General features: G+C 71.2%; 14 protein-coding genes and 1 pseudogene. 12 read left to right on the forward strand and 3 right to left on the reverse strand.

Features of this window, described 5'->3' with window-relative positions; translation table 11 throughout:
- Nucleotides 1-128: 128 nt before the first annotated feature.
- On the reverse strand, nt 129-2,942 hold the full coding sequence (locus tag QFZ74_RS13350; protein WP_307621041.1) for a penicillin acylase family protein: 2,814 nt from the start codon (nt 2,940-2,942) through the stop codon (nt 129-131).
- A gap of 330 nt (nt 2,943-3,272) precedes the next feature.
- Between QFZ74_RS13350 and QFZ74_RS13355 the strand changes: the two are divergent.
- The 10 genes and pseudogenes from QFZ74_RS13355 to QFZ74_RS13400 all read left to right on the forward strand — a co-directional run bounded on the left by QFZ74_RS13355 (nt 3,273) and on the right by QFZ74_RS13400 (nt 12,641).
- Nucleotides 3,273-4,840: pseudogene (locus QFZ74_RS13355) on the forward strand (potassium/proton antiporter).
- Nucleotides 4,841-5,061: 221 nt separating this feature from the next.
- Nucleotides 5,062-6,354, forward strand: coding sequence for an MFS transporter (locus QFZ74_RS13360; RefSeq protein ID WP_307621042.1), 1,293 nt, complete (start codon nt 5,062-5,064; stop codon nt 6,352-6,354).
- 67 nt (nt 6,355-6,421) lie between these two features.
- Entirely contained in the window at nt 6,422-6,742 is a 321-nt protein-coding gene (locus QFZ74_RS13365; RefSeq protein ID WP_307621043.1) for an FmdB family zinc ribbon protein, read from the forward strand.
- A 99-nt stretch (nt 6,743-6,841) separates the two neighbouring features.
- Entirely contained in the window at nt 6,842-7,675 is an 834-nt protein-coding gene (locus tag QFZ74_RS13370; protein WP_307621044.1) for an S-methyl-5'-thioadenosine phosphorylase, read from the forward strand.
- A 352-nt stretch (nt 7,676-8,027) separates the two neighbouring features.
- Complete coding sequence (locus QFZ74_RS13375) at nt 8,028-8,519, forward strand: hypothetical protein (RefSeq protein WP_373462380.1); 492 nt, start codon at nt 8,028-8,030, stop codon at nt 8,517-8,519.
- Nucleotides 8,520-8,657: 138 nt separating this feature from the next.
- Complete coding sequence (gene mscL / locus QFZ74_RS13380; RefSeq protein ID WP_307621046.1) at nt 8,658-9,125, forward strand: large conductance mechanosensitive channel protein MscL; 468 nt, start codon at nt 8,658-8,660, stop codon at nt 9,123-9,125.
- A gap of 72 nt (nt 9,126-9,197) precedes the next feature.
- The gene (locus QFZ74_RS13385; protein WP_307621047.1) at nt 9,198-9,374 is read left to right on the forward strand and encodes a hypothetical protein; all 177 of its coding nucleotides are present in this window, start codon (nt 9,198-9,200) and stop codon (nt 9,372-9,374) included.
- A 59-nt stretch (nt 9,375-9,433) separates the two neighbouring features.
- A complete protein-coding gene (locus QFZ74_RS13390; RefSeq protein ID WP_307621048.1) occupies nt 9,434-10,678 on the forward strand; it encodes a low temperature requirement protein A in 1,245 nt (414 codons plus the stop codon).
- Between the two features lie 40 nt (nt 10,679-10,718).
- On the forward strand, nt 10,719-11,747 hold the full coding sequence (locus QFZ74_RS13395; RefSeq protein WP_307621049.1) for a P1 family peptidase: 1,029 nt from the start codon (nt 10,719-10,721) through the stop codon (nt 11,745-11,747).
- A 147-nt stretch (nt 11,748-11,894) separates the two neighbouring features.
- The gene (locus QFZ74_RS13400; RefSeq protein ID WP_307621050.1) at nt 11,895-12,641 is read left to right on the forward strand and encodes a DUF6227 family protein; all 747 of its coding nucleotides are present in this window, start codon (nt 11,895-11,897) and stop codon (nt 12,639-12,641) included.
- A 342-nt stretch (nt 12,642-12,983) separates the two neighbouring features.
- Here QFZ74_RS13400 and QFZ74_RS13405 read toward each other — a convergent pair whose 3' ends face one another.
- Nucleotides 12,984-13,979: an RNA polymerase sigma factor RpoD/SigA gene (locus QFZ74_RS13405; RefSeq protein ID WP_307621051.1), complete on the reverse strand. Its 996-nt coding sequence runs from the start codon at nt 13,977-13,979 to the stop codon at nt 12,984-12,986.
- A 227-nt stretch (nt 13,980-14,206) separates the two neighbouring features.
- Here QFZ74_RS13405 and QFZ74_RS13410 point away from each other — a divergent pair, with 227 nt between their 5' ends.
- Nucleotides 14,207-14,725 carry a GNAT family N-acetyltransferase gene (locus QFZ74_RS13410; RefSeq protein WP_307624137.1) on the forward strand — a complete coding sequence of 173 codons (519 nt, stop codon included), beginning with the start codon at nt 14,207-14,209 and terminating at the stop codon, nt 14,723-14,725.
- A 38-nt stretch (nt 14,726-14,763) separates the two neighbouring features.
- Here the strand turns inward: QFZ74_RS13410 and QFZ74_RS13415 are convergent, their stop codons facing one another.
- Nucleotides 14,764-15,549, reverse strand: coding sequence for a dioxygenase (locus QFZ74_RS13415; RefSeq protein WP_307621052.1), 786 nt, complete (start codon nt 15,547-15,549; stop codon nt 14,764-14,766).
- A 183-nt stretch (nt 15,550-15,732) separates the two neighbouring features.
- On the opposite strand from QFZ74_RS13415, the gene QFZ74_RS13420 reads away from it, so the two are divergent.
- On the forward strand, nt 15,733-16,248 hold the full coding sequence (locus QFZ74_RS13420; RefSeq protein ID WP_307621053.1) for a MarR family winged helix-turn-helix transcriptional regulator: 516 nt from the start codon (nt 15,733-15,735) through the stop codon (nt 16,246-16,248).
- The last annotated feature ends 12 nt before the right edge of the window (nt 16,249-16,260 follow it).

Consider the following 16,260-nt stretch of genomic DNA (forward strand, 5'->3'; position numbering starts at 1 on the left):
CCGTGGTGACGCCGACGGGCGTGCGCCGCTTCGAAAGGCGCCCCTGACCGCGCCCGTACATGACGAAAGGGCCCTCCACGCGCGCGTGGAGGGCCCTTTCGGCGGCTCACCGAACTGCCGTCAGCGGCTCAGGGCTTGAGCGCCAGTGTGTCGCTCGTGGTGCCGCCGACCGCCTTCTCCGAGAACGACCACGGCAGCAGCTCGCCCTTGGCCCACTTGTCCGTCTGGTCGACGTAGTGCGCGCTGTAGGCGTGCCCGGAGGCGCCGGTGAGGTTGATCCACCGGGACTTGTCGAGGTCGCCGAGGTTGACCACCATCCGCATCGACGGCACCCAGACGACGCCGTATCCGCCCGCGGCGTTCCAGCCGGACGCGTTGACCGTCGCCTCGCCGCCGCTGAGCTTCCAGGGGCCGCGGTTGAGGGCGTACTGGACGACGCCGGGGCCCTCGGTGCCCAGGATCTGGTTCTTCAGGAACAGACGGTGCAGCCGGCCCCAGCTCCAGGTGTCGATGTCCTTGCCGAGCTTGGCGGTCAGCTCCCAGCGGGCGTCGATCATCGCGCGGGCGAAGAGCTCGTCGCGGTTGTCGGCCTTGGGGCGGGTGCCCGACGCCGGCGTCTTCCACCAGTCGCTGTCGGGCTTGTCCAGCAGCGTGCGGACGACCTCGGACCAGCGGTCGCCGCCGTCCGGCTGCGCCTGCGTGGCGTCGCGCTCGCCGCACTCGCGCACCTTGGTGTCGTCGTCGACCGGACCGGTGCTGTCGGCCTTCTCGACCCACAGGCACTGGCCCTTGACCCGCAGCTCCTTGGGGAGCTTGTTGCCGAAGCCGAGCTTGAGGATGTTGCGCCACACCGCGTTGAAGTAGGCGGCCGCGGCGGAGTCGGCGTCCTGGGTGTAGTCCCAGCCCTCCAGCAGCTTCTGCGCGTCCCGGACGTCCTTGTCGTCCAGGTTGATCTTCAGCAGCCGGGGCACGAGCAGCTTGGCGATCTCGCTGCTGTTGTCCAGCTGCATCTGGCGCATGTCGTCGGTGGAGATCTTGCCGCCGCCGTTGATCTTCGACTCGATCAGGTCGGCGATGCGCTGGCTGCGGGTGCCGTAGCCCCAGTCCGTGGTGAGCGTGTAGGGGTACTTGGCCTGGTCGACCACGGCCTGGTTGGCGGTGACGATGTACCCGCGCGCGGGGTTGTACTCCTGGGGCAGCTCGCTCTGCGGGACGTAGCCGGTCCAGCGGTACTTGGGGTCCCAGCCCGGCGCCGGGACGGAGCCGTCGTCGCCGCTCGGGCGCGTGGGGATCCGGCCGGGCAGCGTGTAGCCGATGTTGTTCTTGGTGTCGGCGTAGATCAGGTTCTGCGAGGGCACGTCGAACAGCCCGGCCGCCTCGCGGAAGGAGTGCCAGTCGGAGGCCTTGTCCATGGCGAAGACAGCGTCCATCGAGGTGCCCGGCTCCAGGGCCGTCCACCTGAGGGAGATGCCGTAGCCGTCGCCGCGGTCGGGGGCGGCGGTGTCGACGTTGGCCTTCCTGCCGACCTTGACGAGCTCGCCGTCACGGTCGGACAGCAGGGGCCCGTTGTCGGTCGCCCGGACGACGATCTTCTTGGACGCCCCGCCGGCGACCTTGATCGTCTCCTCGCGGCTGGTGAACGGCTTGACCTTGCCGTCGTAGAGGTAGCCCTCGCCGCTGAGCTTCTCCAGGTAGAGGTCGGTGACGTCGACCTCGGAGTTGGTCATGCCCCAGGCGATGTCGGCGTTGTGGCCGATGATCACACCGGGCATGCCGGCGAAGGTGTAGCCCGTGACGTCGTACTGGCACGTCGGCGAGACGCTGCGGCAGTGCAGGCCCATCTGGTACCAGACGGACGGCAGTCCGGCCGACAGGTGCGGGTCGTTGGCCAGCAGCGGCTTGCCGGTGATGGTGTGGCTGCCGCCGACGACCCACGAGTTGGAGCCGATGCCCTGGCCGTTGACGCCCACGGCGGTGGGGACGTGATCGAGCACGCGGTACAGGCGCGAGAGCTGACTGGTCATCGACGAGCCCGCGGCGGCCTGCGTGCCGGTGGCGCCGGAGCCGCCCGCCGGGCCCGAGGAGGCGGCCGTGCGCGCGTGGCCGGCCGTGCCCTGCGTACCGCCGCCGGAGCCGCTCGTACCGCTGCCGGAGCCGCCCTCCTCGAACGCCTTGGCGAGCGCGTTGTACTGGCCCTGCTGGACGATCGCCTTGTTCCGGGCGTACGGGTAGTCCGGGTACAGCTCCTTGATCTGCTGCGGGCCGAGACGGCTCGTCATCAGCGCGCGGTCGATCTCGTCCTGCATGTTGCCGCGCAGGTCCCAGGCCATCGCCTTCAGCCACGAGATCGAGTTGACCGGGGTCCACGCCTGCGGCTTGTAGTCGTTGGTGAACCCGAGGGCCGCGTACTCCAGCGAGATGTCCCGGCCGCTCCTGCCCTTGAGGTAGGCGTTGACTCCCTTGGAGTAGGCCTGAAGGTAGGACTTCGCGGAGGCCGACAGCTTGGTGTCGTACTCCTCCTTGGCGACCCGGTCCCAGCCCATGGTGCGCAGGAACTCGTCGTTGGAGACCTGGCTTTTGCCGAACATCTCCGACAGGCGCCCGGCGGTCATGTGCCGGCGCACGTCCATCTCGTAGAACCGGTCCTGCGCCTGGACGAAGCCCTGCGCCATGAAGAGGTCGGCGTCGGACGAGGCGTAGATCTGCGGGATGCCGTGACCGTCCCGCTTCACCTCGACCGGGCCTGAGAGGCCGTCGAGAGTGATCGAACCCTTGGTCTGCGGGAAGGAGGAGCGGACGGCGCTGACCGACCAGTAGGCGCCGGTGGCCGTGCCTGCGACTACGGCCAGAACCAGCACCAACACGATCAGACGGGCTCTGCGCCCCTTCTTCCTGCCGGACTTGCCGGGCTTGTCACCTGTGGCGGTGGTATTCGGGGGCATCGCTGTCCTTGCTGTCCTAACGCGAGCGGCAGGTCGGGCTGTGACTATGAATGAGCGCTGGAGCAACCATAGGCGCAGGGCCCGGTACCGCTTGACGCGGAGTCCGGAACCGGGCACGGGGCAACGCCAGATCCTGCCTCGGCGGGCATCAAGAAAGCGTCAAGAGTTAGGTAAGGTAACGAAGTACTTGGGTGCGGAATGCCCCATCCTCAGATCTTGTGCACGTGCGGGGTCCTGTGGACGTGAGCGTCACCTTGTGTACGTGAGCGTCAGGGACCCTGGGCACGTGAGCGTCGCGCCGCCCGCGCGAGCCAGTGAAGGGAACCGCCGCTGACTGTCCAGCACCTCAACCAGCTCCTGCTCATCTGCTCCGTCGTCCTGCTCGTCGCCGTCGCGGCGGTCCGGATCTCCTCACGCAGCGGCTTGCCCAGCCTGCTCGTGTATCTCGGGATAGGCATCCTCATGGGCGCGGACGGCATCGGCGGCATCCGGTTCAACAACGCCGAGCTGACCCAGGTCATCGGCTACGCGGCCCTCGTCGTGATCCTGGCCGAAGGCGGCCTGGGCACGAAGTGGAAGGAGATCCGCCCCGCGCTGCCGGCCGCCTCGACCCTGGCGACGGTCGGCGTCGCGGTGAGCGTCGGTGTGACGGCGGTGGGCGCGCACTGTCTGATCGGGCTGGAGTGGCGGCAGGCGCTCATCATCGGTGCGGTGGTGTCCTCGACGGACGCGGCGGCGGTGTTCTCCGTGCTGCGCAGAATTCCGCTCCCCGCGCGCGTGACGGGCACGTTGGAGGCGGAGTCGGGCTTCAACGACGCCCCGGTGGTCATCCTGGTCGTGGCCTTCTCCACCGCGGGACCGTTCGAGCACTGGTACGTCCTGCTCGGCGAGATCGTCCTGGAACTGGCGATCGGCGCGGCCATGGGCCTCTCGGTGGGCTGGCTCGGTGCCTGGGGCCTCAGGCGCGTGGCGCTGCCCGCCTCGGGCCTGTACCCGATCGCCGTGATGGCGATCGCCGTGACCGCGTACGCGGCGGGCGCACTCGCACACGGCAGCGGATTCCTCGCCGTCTACCTCGCCTCGATGCTGCTCGGCAACGCCAAGCTGCCGCACTGGCCGGCCACCCGCGGCTTCGCCGAGGGACTCGGCTGGATCGCCCAGATCGGCATGTTCGTCCTGCTCGGCCTGCTCGTCACGCCGCACGACCTGCTCGACGACATCTGGCCGGGCCTGGTCATCGGCCTGGTGCTGACCCTGCTGGCGCGCCCGCTGAGCGTGGTGCTCAGCCTGGTGCCGTTCCGGGTGCCGTGGCGCGAGCAGGCGCTGATGTCCTGGGCCGGGCTGCGCGGCGCGGTCCCCATCATCCTGGCGACGATCCCGATGGTGAACGGCGTCGCGGGCAGCCAGCGCATTTTCAACATCGTCTTCGTGCTGGTGGTCGTCTTCACCCTCGTCCAGGGACCGACGCTGCCCTGGCTGGCCCGCAGGCTGCGGCTCGGCGAGGACACGAGCGCGGCCGACCTCGGCATCGAGTCGGCACCCCTGGAGCGGCTGCGCGGACACCTGCTGTCGGTCGCGATCCCGGAGGACTCGCGGATGCACGGCGTCGAGGTGGGCGAGCTGCGCCTGCCGCCGGGGGCCGCCGTCACCCTCGTCGTCCGTGACGGAAAATCGTTCGTGCCCACGCCGACGACGGTCCTGCGGCACGGGGACGAACTGCTCGTGGTCGCCACCGACCCCGTCCGCGACTCCGCCGAACGCCGGCTGCGCGCGGTCGGCCGGGGCGGCAAGCTGGCCGACTGGCTGGGCGCGGGGAGCTGAGAGCGGGAGCTGAGCGCGGAGACGCCCGCGCGCGGGCAGGGGGTTTTCGGCGGGACGCGGGGGTGCACGTACCATGAGGGCACCTGATCGAACCAACTCTGCCTGACGCAGAGCTGGCGCGACCGTATGGCGGCCGGGACGCCCCCTTTCCATGGGCCTCGGTATCTACCGCAGTTCCGCGCAAGAGGACAGCTCTCGGCGCTCCCCGCGAGGCGAGTGAGCCGACGGGGCGCGCTGCCCCGGAGGCGAACGACCCATCACAAGGGGCCGCGCTACCAGGCGGCAGAAAGGCACGGCCGTGGCATCCACGGTCACCACCGAGCCGTCCGAGAACACGGCCGCACCGTCGCGCCCGGGCTACGGGCAGCTGCTGCGCACCCGCGGCGCCTGGACGTTCCTGCTCCCCGGCTTCGCGGCCCGCCAGCCGTTCGCGATGCTCACCCTCTCCCTCGTACTGCTCGTACGGCACACCACCGGGTCGTACGGCGCCGCGGGCGCGACGGCCGCCGCCACCGGCGTCTCCATGGCGCTGTTCGCCCCGTACAGCGGCCGCCTCGCCGACCGCTACGGCCAGCGCACGGTGCTGACCCCCGGCGTCCTTGTGCACGCGCTGTCCGCCCTGGGGATGACGGCGCTCGCCCTGTCGCACGCGCCCTTGTGGACGCTGTTCGCGGCGGCCGTGCCGACCGGCGCCTCGGTGCCGCAGATCGGCCCCATGGTGCGCGCCCGCTGGGGCGTCACCCTCGGCCGGTCGCCCCTGATGGCCACCGCGGCGGCCTTCGAGTCCGTCACGGACGAACTGACCTTCGTCGTCGGCCCGCTGCTGGCGACGGCCCTGTGCACCGGCGTCCACCCGGCCGCCGGTCTGGTCGCCGAGGCCGGGCTGACCCTCGTCGGCGGCCTGCTGTTCGCCGCGCGCAAGAGCACACAGCCGCCGGTGAACGACGACCGGCACGCGCGCGTGCAGCACGCTTCCGCGCTGCGCGTCCCCGGGGTGCGCGCCCTGGTGGCCGCCTTCCTGGGCATCGGCTCCGTCTTCGGCGGCATGCAGGTCTCGCTCGCCGCGTTCACCCAGTCCCTCGGCGAACCCGGCCTGAACGGCGTCCTGTACGGCGTCTTCGCCGCGGGCAACATGCTCTCCGGCGTCGTCTGCGGCGCGATCGCCTGGAAGAGCGCACCGCAGCGGCGCCTCGTCCTCGGCTACGCGGCGCTCGCCCTGACCGCGTCCGCCCTGTGGGCCGCCCACTCGGTGCTCGCCCTGGCGGGCCTCGGCCTGCTGGTCGGCATGTGTATCGCGCCCGCTCTGATCACCGGTTACACCTTGGTCGAGGGCCTGGTCCCGGCCGGGGCCCGCACCGAGGCGTTCACCTGGCTGACCGGGGCCGTCGCACTCGGCCAGGCGGCCGCGGTCACCGTCGCCGGGCAGTTGGAGGACCGCCTGTGGGGAGGCGCCGGTTTCCTGGTGCCGATGGCGGGGACCGTGCTCGCCCTGGCCACGCTGGTGGCGCTGCGCTCGCGGCTGGCCGCCCGGAGCGAGAGCCGCACCGTGACGCGTGGTGTGGGTCACCGCGCGGCGGTCCCGGTGGACTGATCCACCGGAATACGTCACACTGGATCGTCGTTAGCACTCATCGAGTGAGAGTGCCAGGAGGAAGACAGTGCCGACCTACCAGTACCAGTGCACCGAGTGCGGCGAGGGCCTCGAGGCGGTGCAGAAGTTCACCGACGACGCCCTCACCGAGTGCCCCAGCTGCGCCGGCCGCCTGAAGAAGGTGTTCTCGGCCGTCGGCATCGTCTTCAAGGGCTCCGGCTTCTACCGCAACGACAGCCGCGGCTCCTCGTCGAGCAGCAGCACGGCCTCGAAGTCGTCGAGCTCTTCGTCCTCGTCGTCCTCGTCGACCTCGTCTTCGTCCTCCTCCGACTCGAAGACGTCCTCGTCGTCCTCCTCGTCGTCGAGCTCGTCGAGCCCGGCCGCCTGAGACACCTCCCGCAGACCCTGCCGTCGGCCGACGGCGGGGTCTGCGGCGTTCCCCGGTGGGGATTCCCCCGCGTTTTGGCGGGCGGCTAGTGTGCTCACCATGGCGAACGCAGAGATCGGCGTAATCGGCGGCTCGGGCTTCTACTCGTTCCTGGACGACGTGACCGAGATCCAGGTGGACACCCCCTACGGGCCGCCCAGCGACTCCCTCTTCCTCGGCGAGATCGCGGGCCGGCGGGTCGCCTTCCTGCCCCGGCACGGACGCGGCCACCACCTGCCGCCGCACCGCATCAACTACCGGGCCAATCTCTGGGCGCTGCGCTCCCTCGGCGTCCGCCAGGTCCTCGGCCCCTGCGCGGTGGGCGGTCTGCGCCCCGAGTACGGGCCGGGCACCCTGCTCGTACCGGACCAGTTCGTGGACCGTACGAAGTCCCGCGCGCAGACGTACTTCGACGGGCTGCCGCTGCCCGACGGCACCGTGCCGAACGTGGTGCACGTGTCGCTGGCCGACCCCTACTGCCCTACCGGCCGGGCCGCCTCGCTGAAGGCGGCGCACGGCCGGGACTGGGAGCCCGTGGACGGCGGCACGCTGGTCGTGGTCGAGGGGCCGCGCTTCTCCACCCGCGCCGAGTCCCTGTGGCACCAGGCGCAGGGCTGGTCGGTGGTCGGCATGACCGGCCACCCCGAGGCGGCGCTCGCCCGTGAACTGGAGCTCTGCTACACGTCGTTGACCCTGGTCACCGATCTCGACGCGGGCGCGGAGACCGGCGAGGGCGTCTCGCACGACGAGGTGCTGCGGGTCTTCTCCTCCAACGTGGACCGGCTGCGCGGCGTGCTGTTCGACGCGGTGGCGGCGCTGCCGGACAACGCGGCACGGGACTGCCTGTGCACGGGCGCGCTCGGGGGAATGGATCCGGGGTTCGTGCTGCCGTAGTGGCCTTAGTGGGCCTTAGTGGGCCTTAGTGGCCTTAGTGGGGAGGCGGGCTCGGGCGGCGGCGTCGCTGGTGGCGGTGCTGCCGGACAACGCGACGGCGGCGTTGCCAGTGGCGGTGCGGAACGTCCCGTTCGGGTGAGCGAGTTGTCCACAACCGGCCGGTAGCCCACGGGCTCCGGCGAGCTTCGGCGTGAGGCCTCATTGTGGGGATCGCCAGCCGATTCCTCGCCGCAGGTGGTGACTTCCGATGCCGTTCCCGCCCGTTGTCCCGTCCGCTCACCGTCCCTTCCCTTCACATGCCGGCCCCGCCTCCGACACTCCTCCGCGCCCGGACGCCCCCGCCCCGTGCGAGGTGCCGCACTTCGCGCCGGTGCGGGTGCGCGGCGGGCGGTACCAGCTGCAACGGCTCGTACGGCACCGCAGGCGCGCACTGGCGGCCGGCCTCGCCGTCACCGCGGCGGCGCTCGTGGCCGCCGGGCCGCGCGCCGCGCCGGACCAGCCCCGCGGTGAGCGGCCACCGCGCGGACACCCCGCGGCGGATCCGGTACGACGCCACGGCGCCGGCTCGGTGGTGACAGTGACGGCGCCGGTGCGGATCGCCGACGCGGCCACCGTGCGGCTGCTGCGCCCCGGCGACCGGGTGGACGTCATCGCCGCGGGGGATCCAGCGACGGGCGGCGACGCCCGGGTGGTCGCGCGCGGGGCGCGCGTGGCAGAACTTCCGGAGGCTGTGGACGACGGCGGAGACACGGGCGCGCTGGTCGTGCTCGCGGTGCCCCGCTCCACGGCGGCCCGCCTCGTCGGGGCGGGAGCCACGGCACGGCTGGCGGTGACGGTGTGCTGAACGTCTCCGTCCGTCATTCCGGAACATGTCTGTCAAGTCCCCCGATCGAGCGAGTGAATTGGACAGGACGGCCCAGTCGTGCCGTAGGTTGCGGAGCGTTTTGTTCCACCCCCTGTGTATGCAAGGAGAGGCCTCGAGGTGAGCGAGAAGAAGGAACCGGGCATCTTGGAGGGCTTCAAAGCCTTCCTGATGCGCGGCAACGTCGTCGATCTGGCAGTCGCGGTGGTCATCGGCGCCGCCTTCACGAACATCGTGAACGCGGTCGTCAAGGGCATCATCAACCCGGTGGTCGGCGCGATCGGCACGCAGAACCTCGACCACTACAGCACCTGCCTGAGCTCGACCTGCAAGGGCACCGACGGCATCATGCTGATGTGGGGCTCGGTCCTCGGCGCCACGCTCCAGTTCGTGATCACCGCCGCGGTGGTCTACTTCCTGATGGTCCTGCCGATGGCGAAGTACCTGGCCCGGGTCGAGGCCCGCAAGAAGGCCAAGGAGGGGACGCCCGAGGTCATCGCGATTCCCGAGCAGAGCGAGGTGGACGTCCTCAGGGAGATCCGCGACGCCCTGGTCGCGCAGCGCGGCTCGGGCCACGACGCCCGCTAGCCGCGCGCCGGTCGCGGCGACCGAGCGGCGCAGGGACGGTACGCCTGTCCCGGGGGACCGTACCCTTGAGGCATGAGTACCGCCCCTGCCCCCCGGTCGAGCGACCCGAAGAACGCGCTGGTCTTCGACGACCCGCTGAACCAGCAGTCCTCGGACGACACGGACCGCGGGTGGGGCGAGCGGAGCGACAGCGACAGCGCCGCCGACCTCAAGCGCTTCCTCGACGAGAAGCCCCCGCACCACCTCTGAGCCGGCCCCATGGCCGCCGCGTTGGGAATTCGCCCCGGTTTTCTGTTCTGCTGAGGACCATGACGTCGAGTTCCGCACCGGGCCCCGCCTCCCCGGACGCACAGCATCACCCGCAGCACCCCAGACCCCTGCGCCGCCTGACCGCCCGCGGACGCACGGAGGCACACCGGGTCTCCTCACCGCTCGAGCTCTTCTTCGACCTGTGCTTCGTCGTGGCGATCGCCCAGGCGGGCATGGAGCTCGTCCACGCCGTGGCGGGCGGTCACGCCGGTGGCGGCGTTCTCAACTACGCGATGGTCTTCTTCGCGATCTGGTGGGCCTGGATGAACTTCACCTGGTTCGCGTCGGCGTACGACAACGACGACGTGCTCTACCGGGTCGTCACCCTGGTCCAGGTCGCTGGCGCGCTGGTGCTGGCCGCGGGTGTCTCCCAGGCCTTCGAGCACCGCGACTACCTTCTCGTCTGGCTCGGCTATGTGATCATGCGGCTGGCGATGGCCGCGCAGTGGCTGCGGGCGGCGCGATCGGCCGAGGGCACGGAGAGAACGGCGGCCCTGCGGTACGCGGGCGGTGTCCTGCTCTGCCAGGTCGGCTGGCTCGGCCTGGTGGTCCTGCCCGAGCCCGCGCGCCTCTGGGTGTTCCTGGTGATGGTGATCGTCGAACTGTGCGTGCCGCTGTTCGCGGAGAAGGCCCGCGCCACCACCTGGCACCCACACCACATCGCCGAGCGGTACGGGCTGTTCACGATCATCGTGCTGGGCGAGACGATCGCCGCGGCCACCGTCGCCGTGAAGTCCGCGTTGGCCGCGCACGGCGGGCTGGAGACCCTGCTGCCGATCGCGGCGGGCGGACTGCTGACCGTCTTCTCCGCCTGGTGGATCTACTTCGTGGTGCCCATCCACGGGTATCTGCGCTCCTCCAGGCAGGCGTTCCAGTGGGGGTACGGCCACTACCTGATCTTCGCCTCGGCCGCCGCGATCGGCGCCGGGCTGGAGGTGTCGGTCGAGCAGGCGGTGGGCGAGGCGAAGATCTCCACCCTGGCCGCCTCGGCGGCGGTGACCCTGCCGACGGCGCTCTACCTGGTGACCGTCTGGGTGCTCCACTCGCGCCACTTCAAGATCGGCCCCTTCCAGCAACTGCTCCAGCCGGTCACGGCGTTGCTGGTGCTCGGCTGCACCTTCCTCGATGAGTGGGCGGTGCTGGCGACGGGCCTCGTGTGCGCGGCGTCCCTGGCGGTCGGCGTGACCCTGGCCGCCCGCACGGGTCCGCGTGGGCGGCGAAGAGAGGCGCCCGCCACCGCCTGATCACTGCCGACCGGGCCCGCGCTGGGACAGACTGGCCGACATGACAGTTGACGCGCTGACGGATGTCGCCGGCGTCCGGGTGGGACACGCGACCCGCACCGGCGACGGCGGCCTCACCGGCACCACGGTCGTGCTGGCTCCGGAGGGCGGGATGGTCGCCGCCGTGGACGTGCGCGGCGGAGGTCCCGGCACCAAGGAGACCGACGCCCTCGACCCGCGCAACGTGGTGCGCCGGATCGACGCGATCGTCCTCACGGGCGGCAGCGCCTACGGGCTCGACGCCGCCTCCGGTGTGATGGCGTGGCTGGAGGAACGGGGACGCGGGGTGCGGGTCGGCCCGGATCCCGCGCACGTCGTCCCGGTGGTCCCCGCGGCCTGCGTCTTCGACCTGGGGCGCGGCGGCGACTTCCGGACGCGGCCGGACGCGGACCTGGGACGTGCGGCCGTCGAGGCGGCCGCGGCGAGCGCACCGGGCGTGCCGGTGGACGAGGGCTGCGTGGGGGCCGGCACGGGCGCCGTGGTAGGGGCGCTCAAGGGCGGCGTCGGGACCGCGAGCACCGTCCTCGACTCGGGGATCACGGTGGCCGCGCTGGTGGTCGCCAACGCGGCGGGATCGGCGCTGGACCTCGAAACAGGCGTGCTGTACGGGGAGTTGTTCCAGGGGCGCGTGCGCTACCCGGAGGCCGGTGTCCACGCGGTGGCGCGTGAGCGGCTGGCCGAGGCCGCCGCGAGGAACACCCCGCCACCGCTCAACACCACGCTCGCGGTGGTCGCCACCGACGCGGAACTGACGAAGGCACAGGCGCAGAAGGTGGCCGGCACCGCACACGACGGCATCGCGCGCGCCGTACGTCCGGTGCACCTGATGAACGACGGGGACACCGTGTTCGCGCTGGCCACGGGTGCCCGCCCGCTCGACGCCGGGGACCCGCTCGCGCTCAACGGGATCCTCGCGGCCGGCGCGGACCTGGTGACCCGCGCGATCGTCCGCGCGGTGCGCGCCGCCGAGCCGGTGGACGGACCGGGCGGATCATGGCCGTCGTACAGGGAGTTGTACGGCGGCCGATAACGGGCAGGTGGTGGACGGGGGTGGGAACTATCCGTACGGGCGGCGCGTTTTCGCGACGTACGTTTTCTCGGTTCCCGGACATGATGTCCGACCGAGGGGCTACGGTATGCACCCACCAGGTGACATGCAGCGACGCCGGGAGAAGCCTTGAGCGTTCCGTACGAGACGGCTGAGCACGAGCCGGCCGAGTCGCCCGAGTCTCCGGAGGAGCACCTCGCGCGGCTCCTCGGCCGTGCCCTGAACTCCTTCGAGCTGCCCGACGAGGTGATACGACAGCTCGACTGCGCGCTGGCGCACGACAGTTCGCTGCACTCCGCCCACCACAGCGCGGGGCTGCACCGCGAGACGTACCGCCACACCTGGCTGCTCCACGACGGTTCGGCGGTCACGCTGTGGGAGCTCGTCCACAACACGGCACCCGGCAGCGATCCGCAGCACGAGGTGTACGTCGACGAGGAGGAACTGCGCACCGCCACCGGGCGGTTGCCGCTGCCGCCGGAGACGCCGGACTTCGAACTGCCGGTACTGGTGCAGCTGTCGCCGATCCCCGAGCCGCGGCACATGTACGTGCCGGACGGCTCGGCCGACCACGCACGACGTCTGCTGCGCCGCGCGGAGAACGCGGACCGGCCGGACGCCGAGACGACCGCGCTGCTGGCGACGGCCCTCGCCCACCAGATCACCCAGGCCTTCGGCCGCCCGGGGCGCACCGCCCGGCCGGGACTGTCCTTCTCGCTCTACGAGCACGCGTTCCTGCTGCGCGACGGCAGGGAGCTGTCGCTCTGGGAGGTCGAGCACACGGCGACGCCCGACGGGCGCCACATGTGCGAGGTGTACGCGTCGGAGGACGCGGCCCGGGAAGCCATGGACCGCCGGGCCGCCCGCCACCGCTGAGCCACCCCGGAGCCACGCCTCGACTGACCCGACCGGCAACGACCGCACCTACCCGGCCCCGCACACAGATGAAGCCGGACTCCGGCACCCGGGGGGAAGGTGCCGAAGTCCGGCTCTGGGAAGGTCCCGCCGCCGGGGGCGCTTGCGTCGGGACGTGGTTGTGGGGGCCGACGGGGTCCGAGGGAGGGGGCTCGGACCCCGAACTCGTGGGCCCTGAAAGGTTGTTCCCGCGGGCTCACGGGTTGAAGCGACGGGACAGCGCCATGTTTGCGCCGTCTTCCGCCACCGGCGTGCGCGGGAGACCGGCGCCGTACGCCGCCTCCCCGCGCGCCGCCGGGACGGTCATGCCGCCGCGTCGAACCCGGTGTCGCGGGCCAGCTTCTTCAGTTCGAGCAGGGCGTGCTTCTCGATCTGGCGGATGCGCTCGCGCGTCAGACCGTGCTCCTTGCCGACCTCGGTCAGGGTGCGCTCCCGGCCGTCCTCGATGCCGTACCGCATCTTGATGATGGAGGCCGTGCGCTGGTCGAGACGGCCGATCAGGTCGTCCAGTTCCTCGCTGCGCAGGAGCGTGAGCACCGACTGCTCGGGGGTGACCGCGGAGGTGTCCTCCAGCAGGTCGCCGAACTGGGTCTCGCCCTCGTCGTCCACCGACATGTTCAGGGAGACCGGGTCGCGGGCCCAGTCGAGCACGTCGATCACGCGCTCCGGCGTGGAGCCGAGCTCGGCGGCGATCTCCGCGGGCTCGGGCTCACGGCCCTGCTCCCGGTTGAACTCCCGCTGCACGCGCCGGATCCGGCCGAGCTCCTCGACCAGGTGGACGGGCAGCCGGATCGTGCGGGACTGGTCGGCTATCGAGCGGGTGATCGCCTGACGGATCCACCAGGTCGCGTACGTGGAGAACTTGAAGCCCTTGCGGTAGTCGAACTTCTCGACCGCGCGCACCAGGCCAGCGTTGCCCTCCTGGATCAGGTCGAGCAGGGGCAGGCCGCTGCGCGGGTAGCGACGGGCCACGGCCACGACCAGGCGGAGGTTGGAGCGGATGAAGACGTCCTTGGCCCGTTCGCCCTCCGCGACCAGGGCCACGAGTTCGTCACGAGTGGCGTCCGTCGCGGACTCCTCGTCGCCGTCGAGGACATGCTGCGCGAACACGCCCGCCTCGATGGCCTGGGACAGCTCGACCTCCTTGGCGGCGTCGAGCAGCGGCGTGCGCGCTATCTCGTCGAGGTACATGCCGACCAGGTCGCGGTCGGCGATCTCTCCGCTGTGGGCGCGAACACTTGCCGAGTCGGCCGTCTCGCCGGTGGCGGACTTACGACGGGCGACGGCACGGGTTGCCATGCGTGCTCCCTTGCGATGGTGGCTAGCGGGTGGCTCCAGCGGACGCTCGGCACCCCGGAGCCTGTAGCCCGCTCCGAAACCCTCGGAGCTGTCGGTATCTCTCTCGGAACTCTCCCCGAGTGCCCTGCATCCGATGGAAACAACGACTGGAATCCGGACAGAATTCCCAACCTGCCCGCCAATTTTTCTGATCATGCAGTACCCTGTCGGCCCACATGGGAGGCACGATGCCGTCAGAGCGGACAGAGGTGCAGGTCAGGCCGGGGATCGAGAGCGACCTGGCGGCCCTGACGGACCTCTACAACCACTACGTGCGCGAGACGCCGATCACCTTCGACACGGCCCCTTTCGCGCCGGAAGAGCGCCGCCCCTGGCTGCTCTCCCACCCGGAAGACGGTCCCCACCGCCTGATGGTTGCCCGGGACGCGGACTCCGGGGACGTTCTGGGCTACGCGACCTCCAGTCCGTACCGCGCGAAGGCGGCGTACGGCACCTCCGTGGAGACGACGGTCTACGTCGCCCCGCATGCCGGTCGCCGGGGCGTCGGCACGCTTCTCTACAAGGCCCTCTTCGAGGCGCTGGCCGGCGAGGACCTGCACCGCGCCTATGCGGGCATCGCGCAGCCCAACGAGGCCTCGACGCGGCTGCACGAGCGGTTCGGCTTCCGGTACGTCGGCACGTACCGCGAGGTGGGCCGCAAGTTCGGCCGCTACTGGGACGTGGCCTGGTACGAGAAGGAGCTCTGACCCTCCGGACGGACCCCGGGCTCCGACCCCGGGCTCTCTCAGTCGAACTGCACCGACCGCTTCGCCATTCCCATCCAGAACCCGTCGATCACCGACTTCTGCGCCGCCGGCCCGCCGGCCTCCGCCGCGCCCATGGTCACGAACAGCGGGGCGAAGTGCTCGGTGCGGGGGTGGGCGTAGCGGCCGGCCGGGGCCTTGTGGAGGAAGTCCAGCAGGGCGTCCCAGTCGCGGTTCTCCAGCGCGCGGCGCCCCCAGTCGTCGAACTCGGAGGACCAGCTGGGCACAGCGCCCGCGTGCCGCAGCGCGGCCAGGTTGTGCGTGAAGAAGCCGGAGCCGACGATCAGCACGCCCTCGTCGCGCAGCGGCGCGAGCCTGCGGCCGATCGCCATCAGCCGGACCGGGTCGAGGGTCGGCAGGGAGACCTGGAGCACGGGGATGTCGGCGCCGGGGTACATCTCGACGAGGGGGACGTACGCCCCGTGGTCGAGGCCGCGGTCCGGGATGTCCTGCACGGGCATGCCGGGGGCGCGCAGCAGCTTGCGCACGGACTCGGCGAGCTCGGGGGCGCCGGGGGCCTCGTACGTCACGCGGTAGTAGTGCTCGGGGAAGCCCCAGAAGTCGTACACCAGGGGGATGGTCCGGGTGGCGCCGAGGGCGAGCGGGGCCTCCTCCCAGTGGGCGGAGACCATGAGGATCGCCTTGGGGCGCGGCAGAGCGGCGGACCAGGCGGCGAGCTGGCCGGGCCAGACGGGGTCGTCGGCCAGCGGCGGGGCGCCGTGACTGAGGTAGAGGGCGGGCATGCGCTCCTGGGCGGCGGCGGACATGGCGGCGACTCCTTCCCGGTCCTTCAACCGGTCCTTCCCGGTCCTTCCCGGTCCTTCCCGGTCCTTCCCGGTGGATGCCGAGACGGACACTCGACCGATTGCTTTAACTCTCAAGCAGCCTTCTGGAGAAACCGTACGCCCCACTTGTTCAACTTTCAAGGAGCCCCCTCGTACAGTGGACACATGACCCCGGCACCGGCATCCGACTCCTCTGCGCAGCACCGCTGGCTCACCGCCGAGGAGCAGCGCGTCTGGCGTTCGTACCTCCAGGCCACCACCCTGCTGGAGGACCACCTCGACCGTCAGCTCCAGCGTGACGCGGGCATGCCGCACATCTACTACGGCCTCCTCGTCCAGCTCGCCGAGGCCCCGCACCACCGGCTGCGGATGACCGAGCTGGCCATGCGGGCGAAGATCACCCGCTCCCGGCTCTCGCACGCGGTCGCCCGCCTGGAGCGCAACGGCTGGGTGCGCCGCGAGGAGTGCCCCGCCGACAAGCGCGGTCAGTTCGCGGTGCTGACCGAGCAGGGCGCCGACGTGCTGCGGCGCACCGCGCCCGGCCATGTGGACGCCGTACGCCAGGCCCTGTTCGAGCGGCTGACCTCGGCACAGCAGAAGGCCCTCGGCGAGATCATGGAGATCGTCGCCGAGGGCCTTCAGCCGAGCGAAGCGGGTGCGGACCTGCCCTGGCTCCGCTGAGCCGGGGCGGCC

Source organism: Streptomyces sp. V3I7, from assembly GCF_030817495.1.
Taxonomy (GTDB): domain Bacteria; phylum Actinomycetota; class Actinomycetes; order Streptomycetales; family Streptomycetaceae; genus Streptomyces.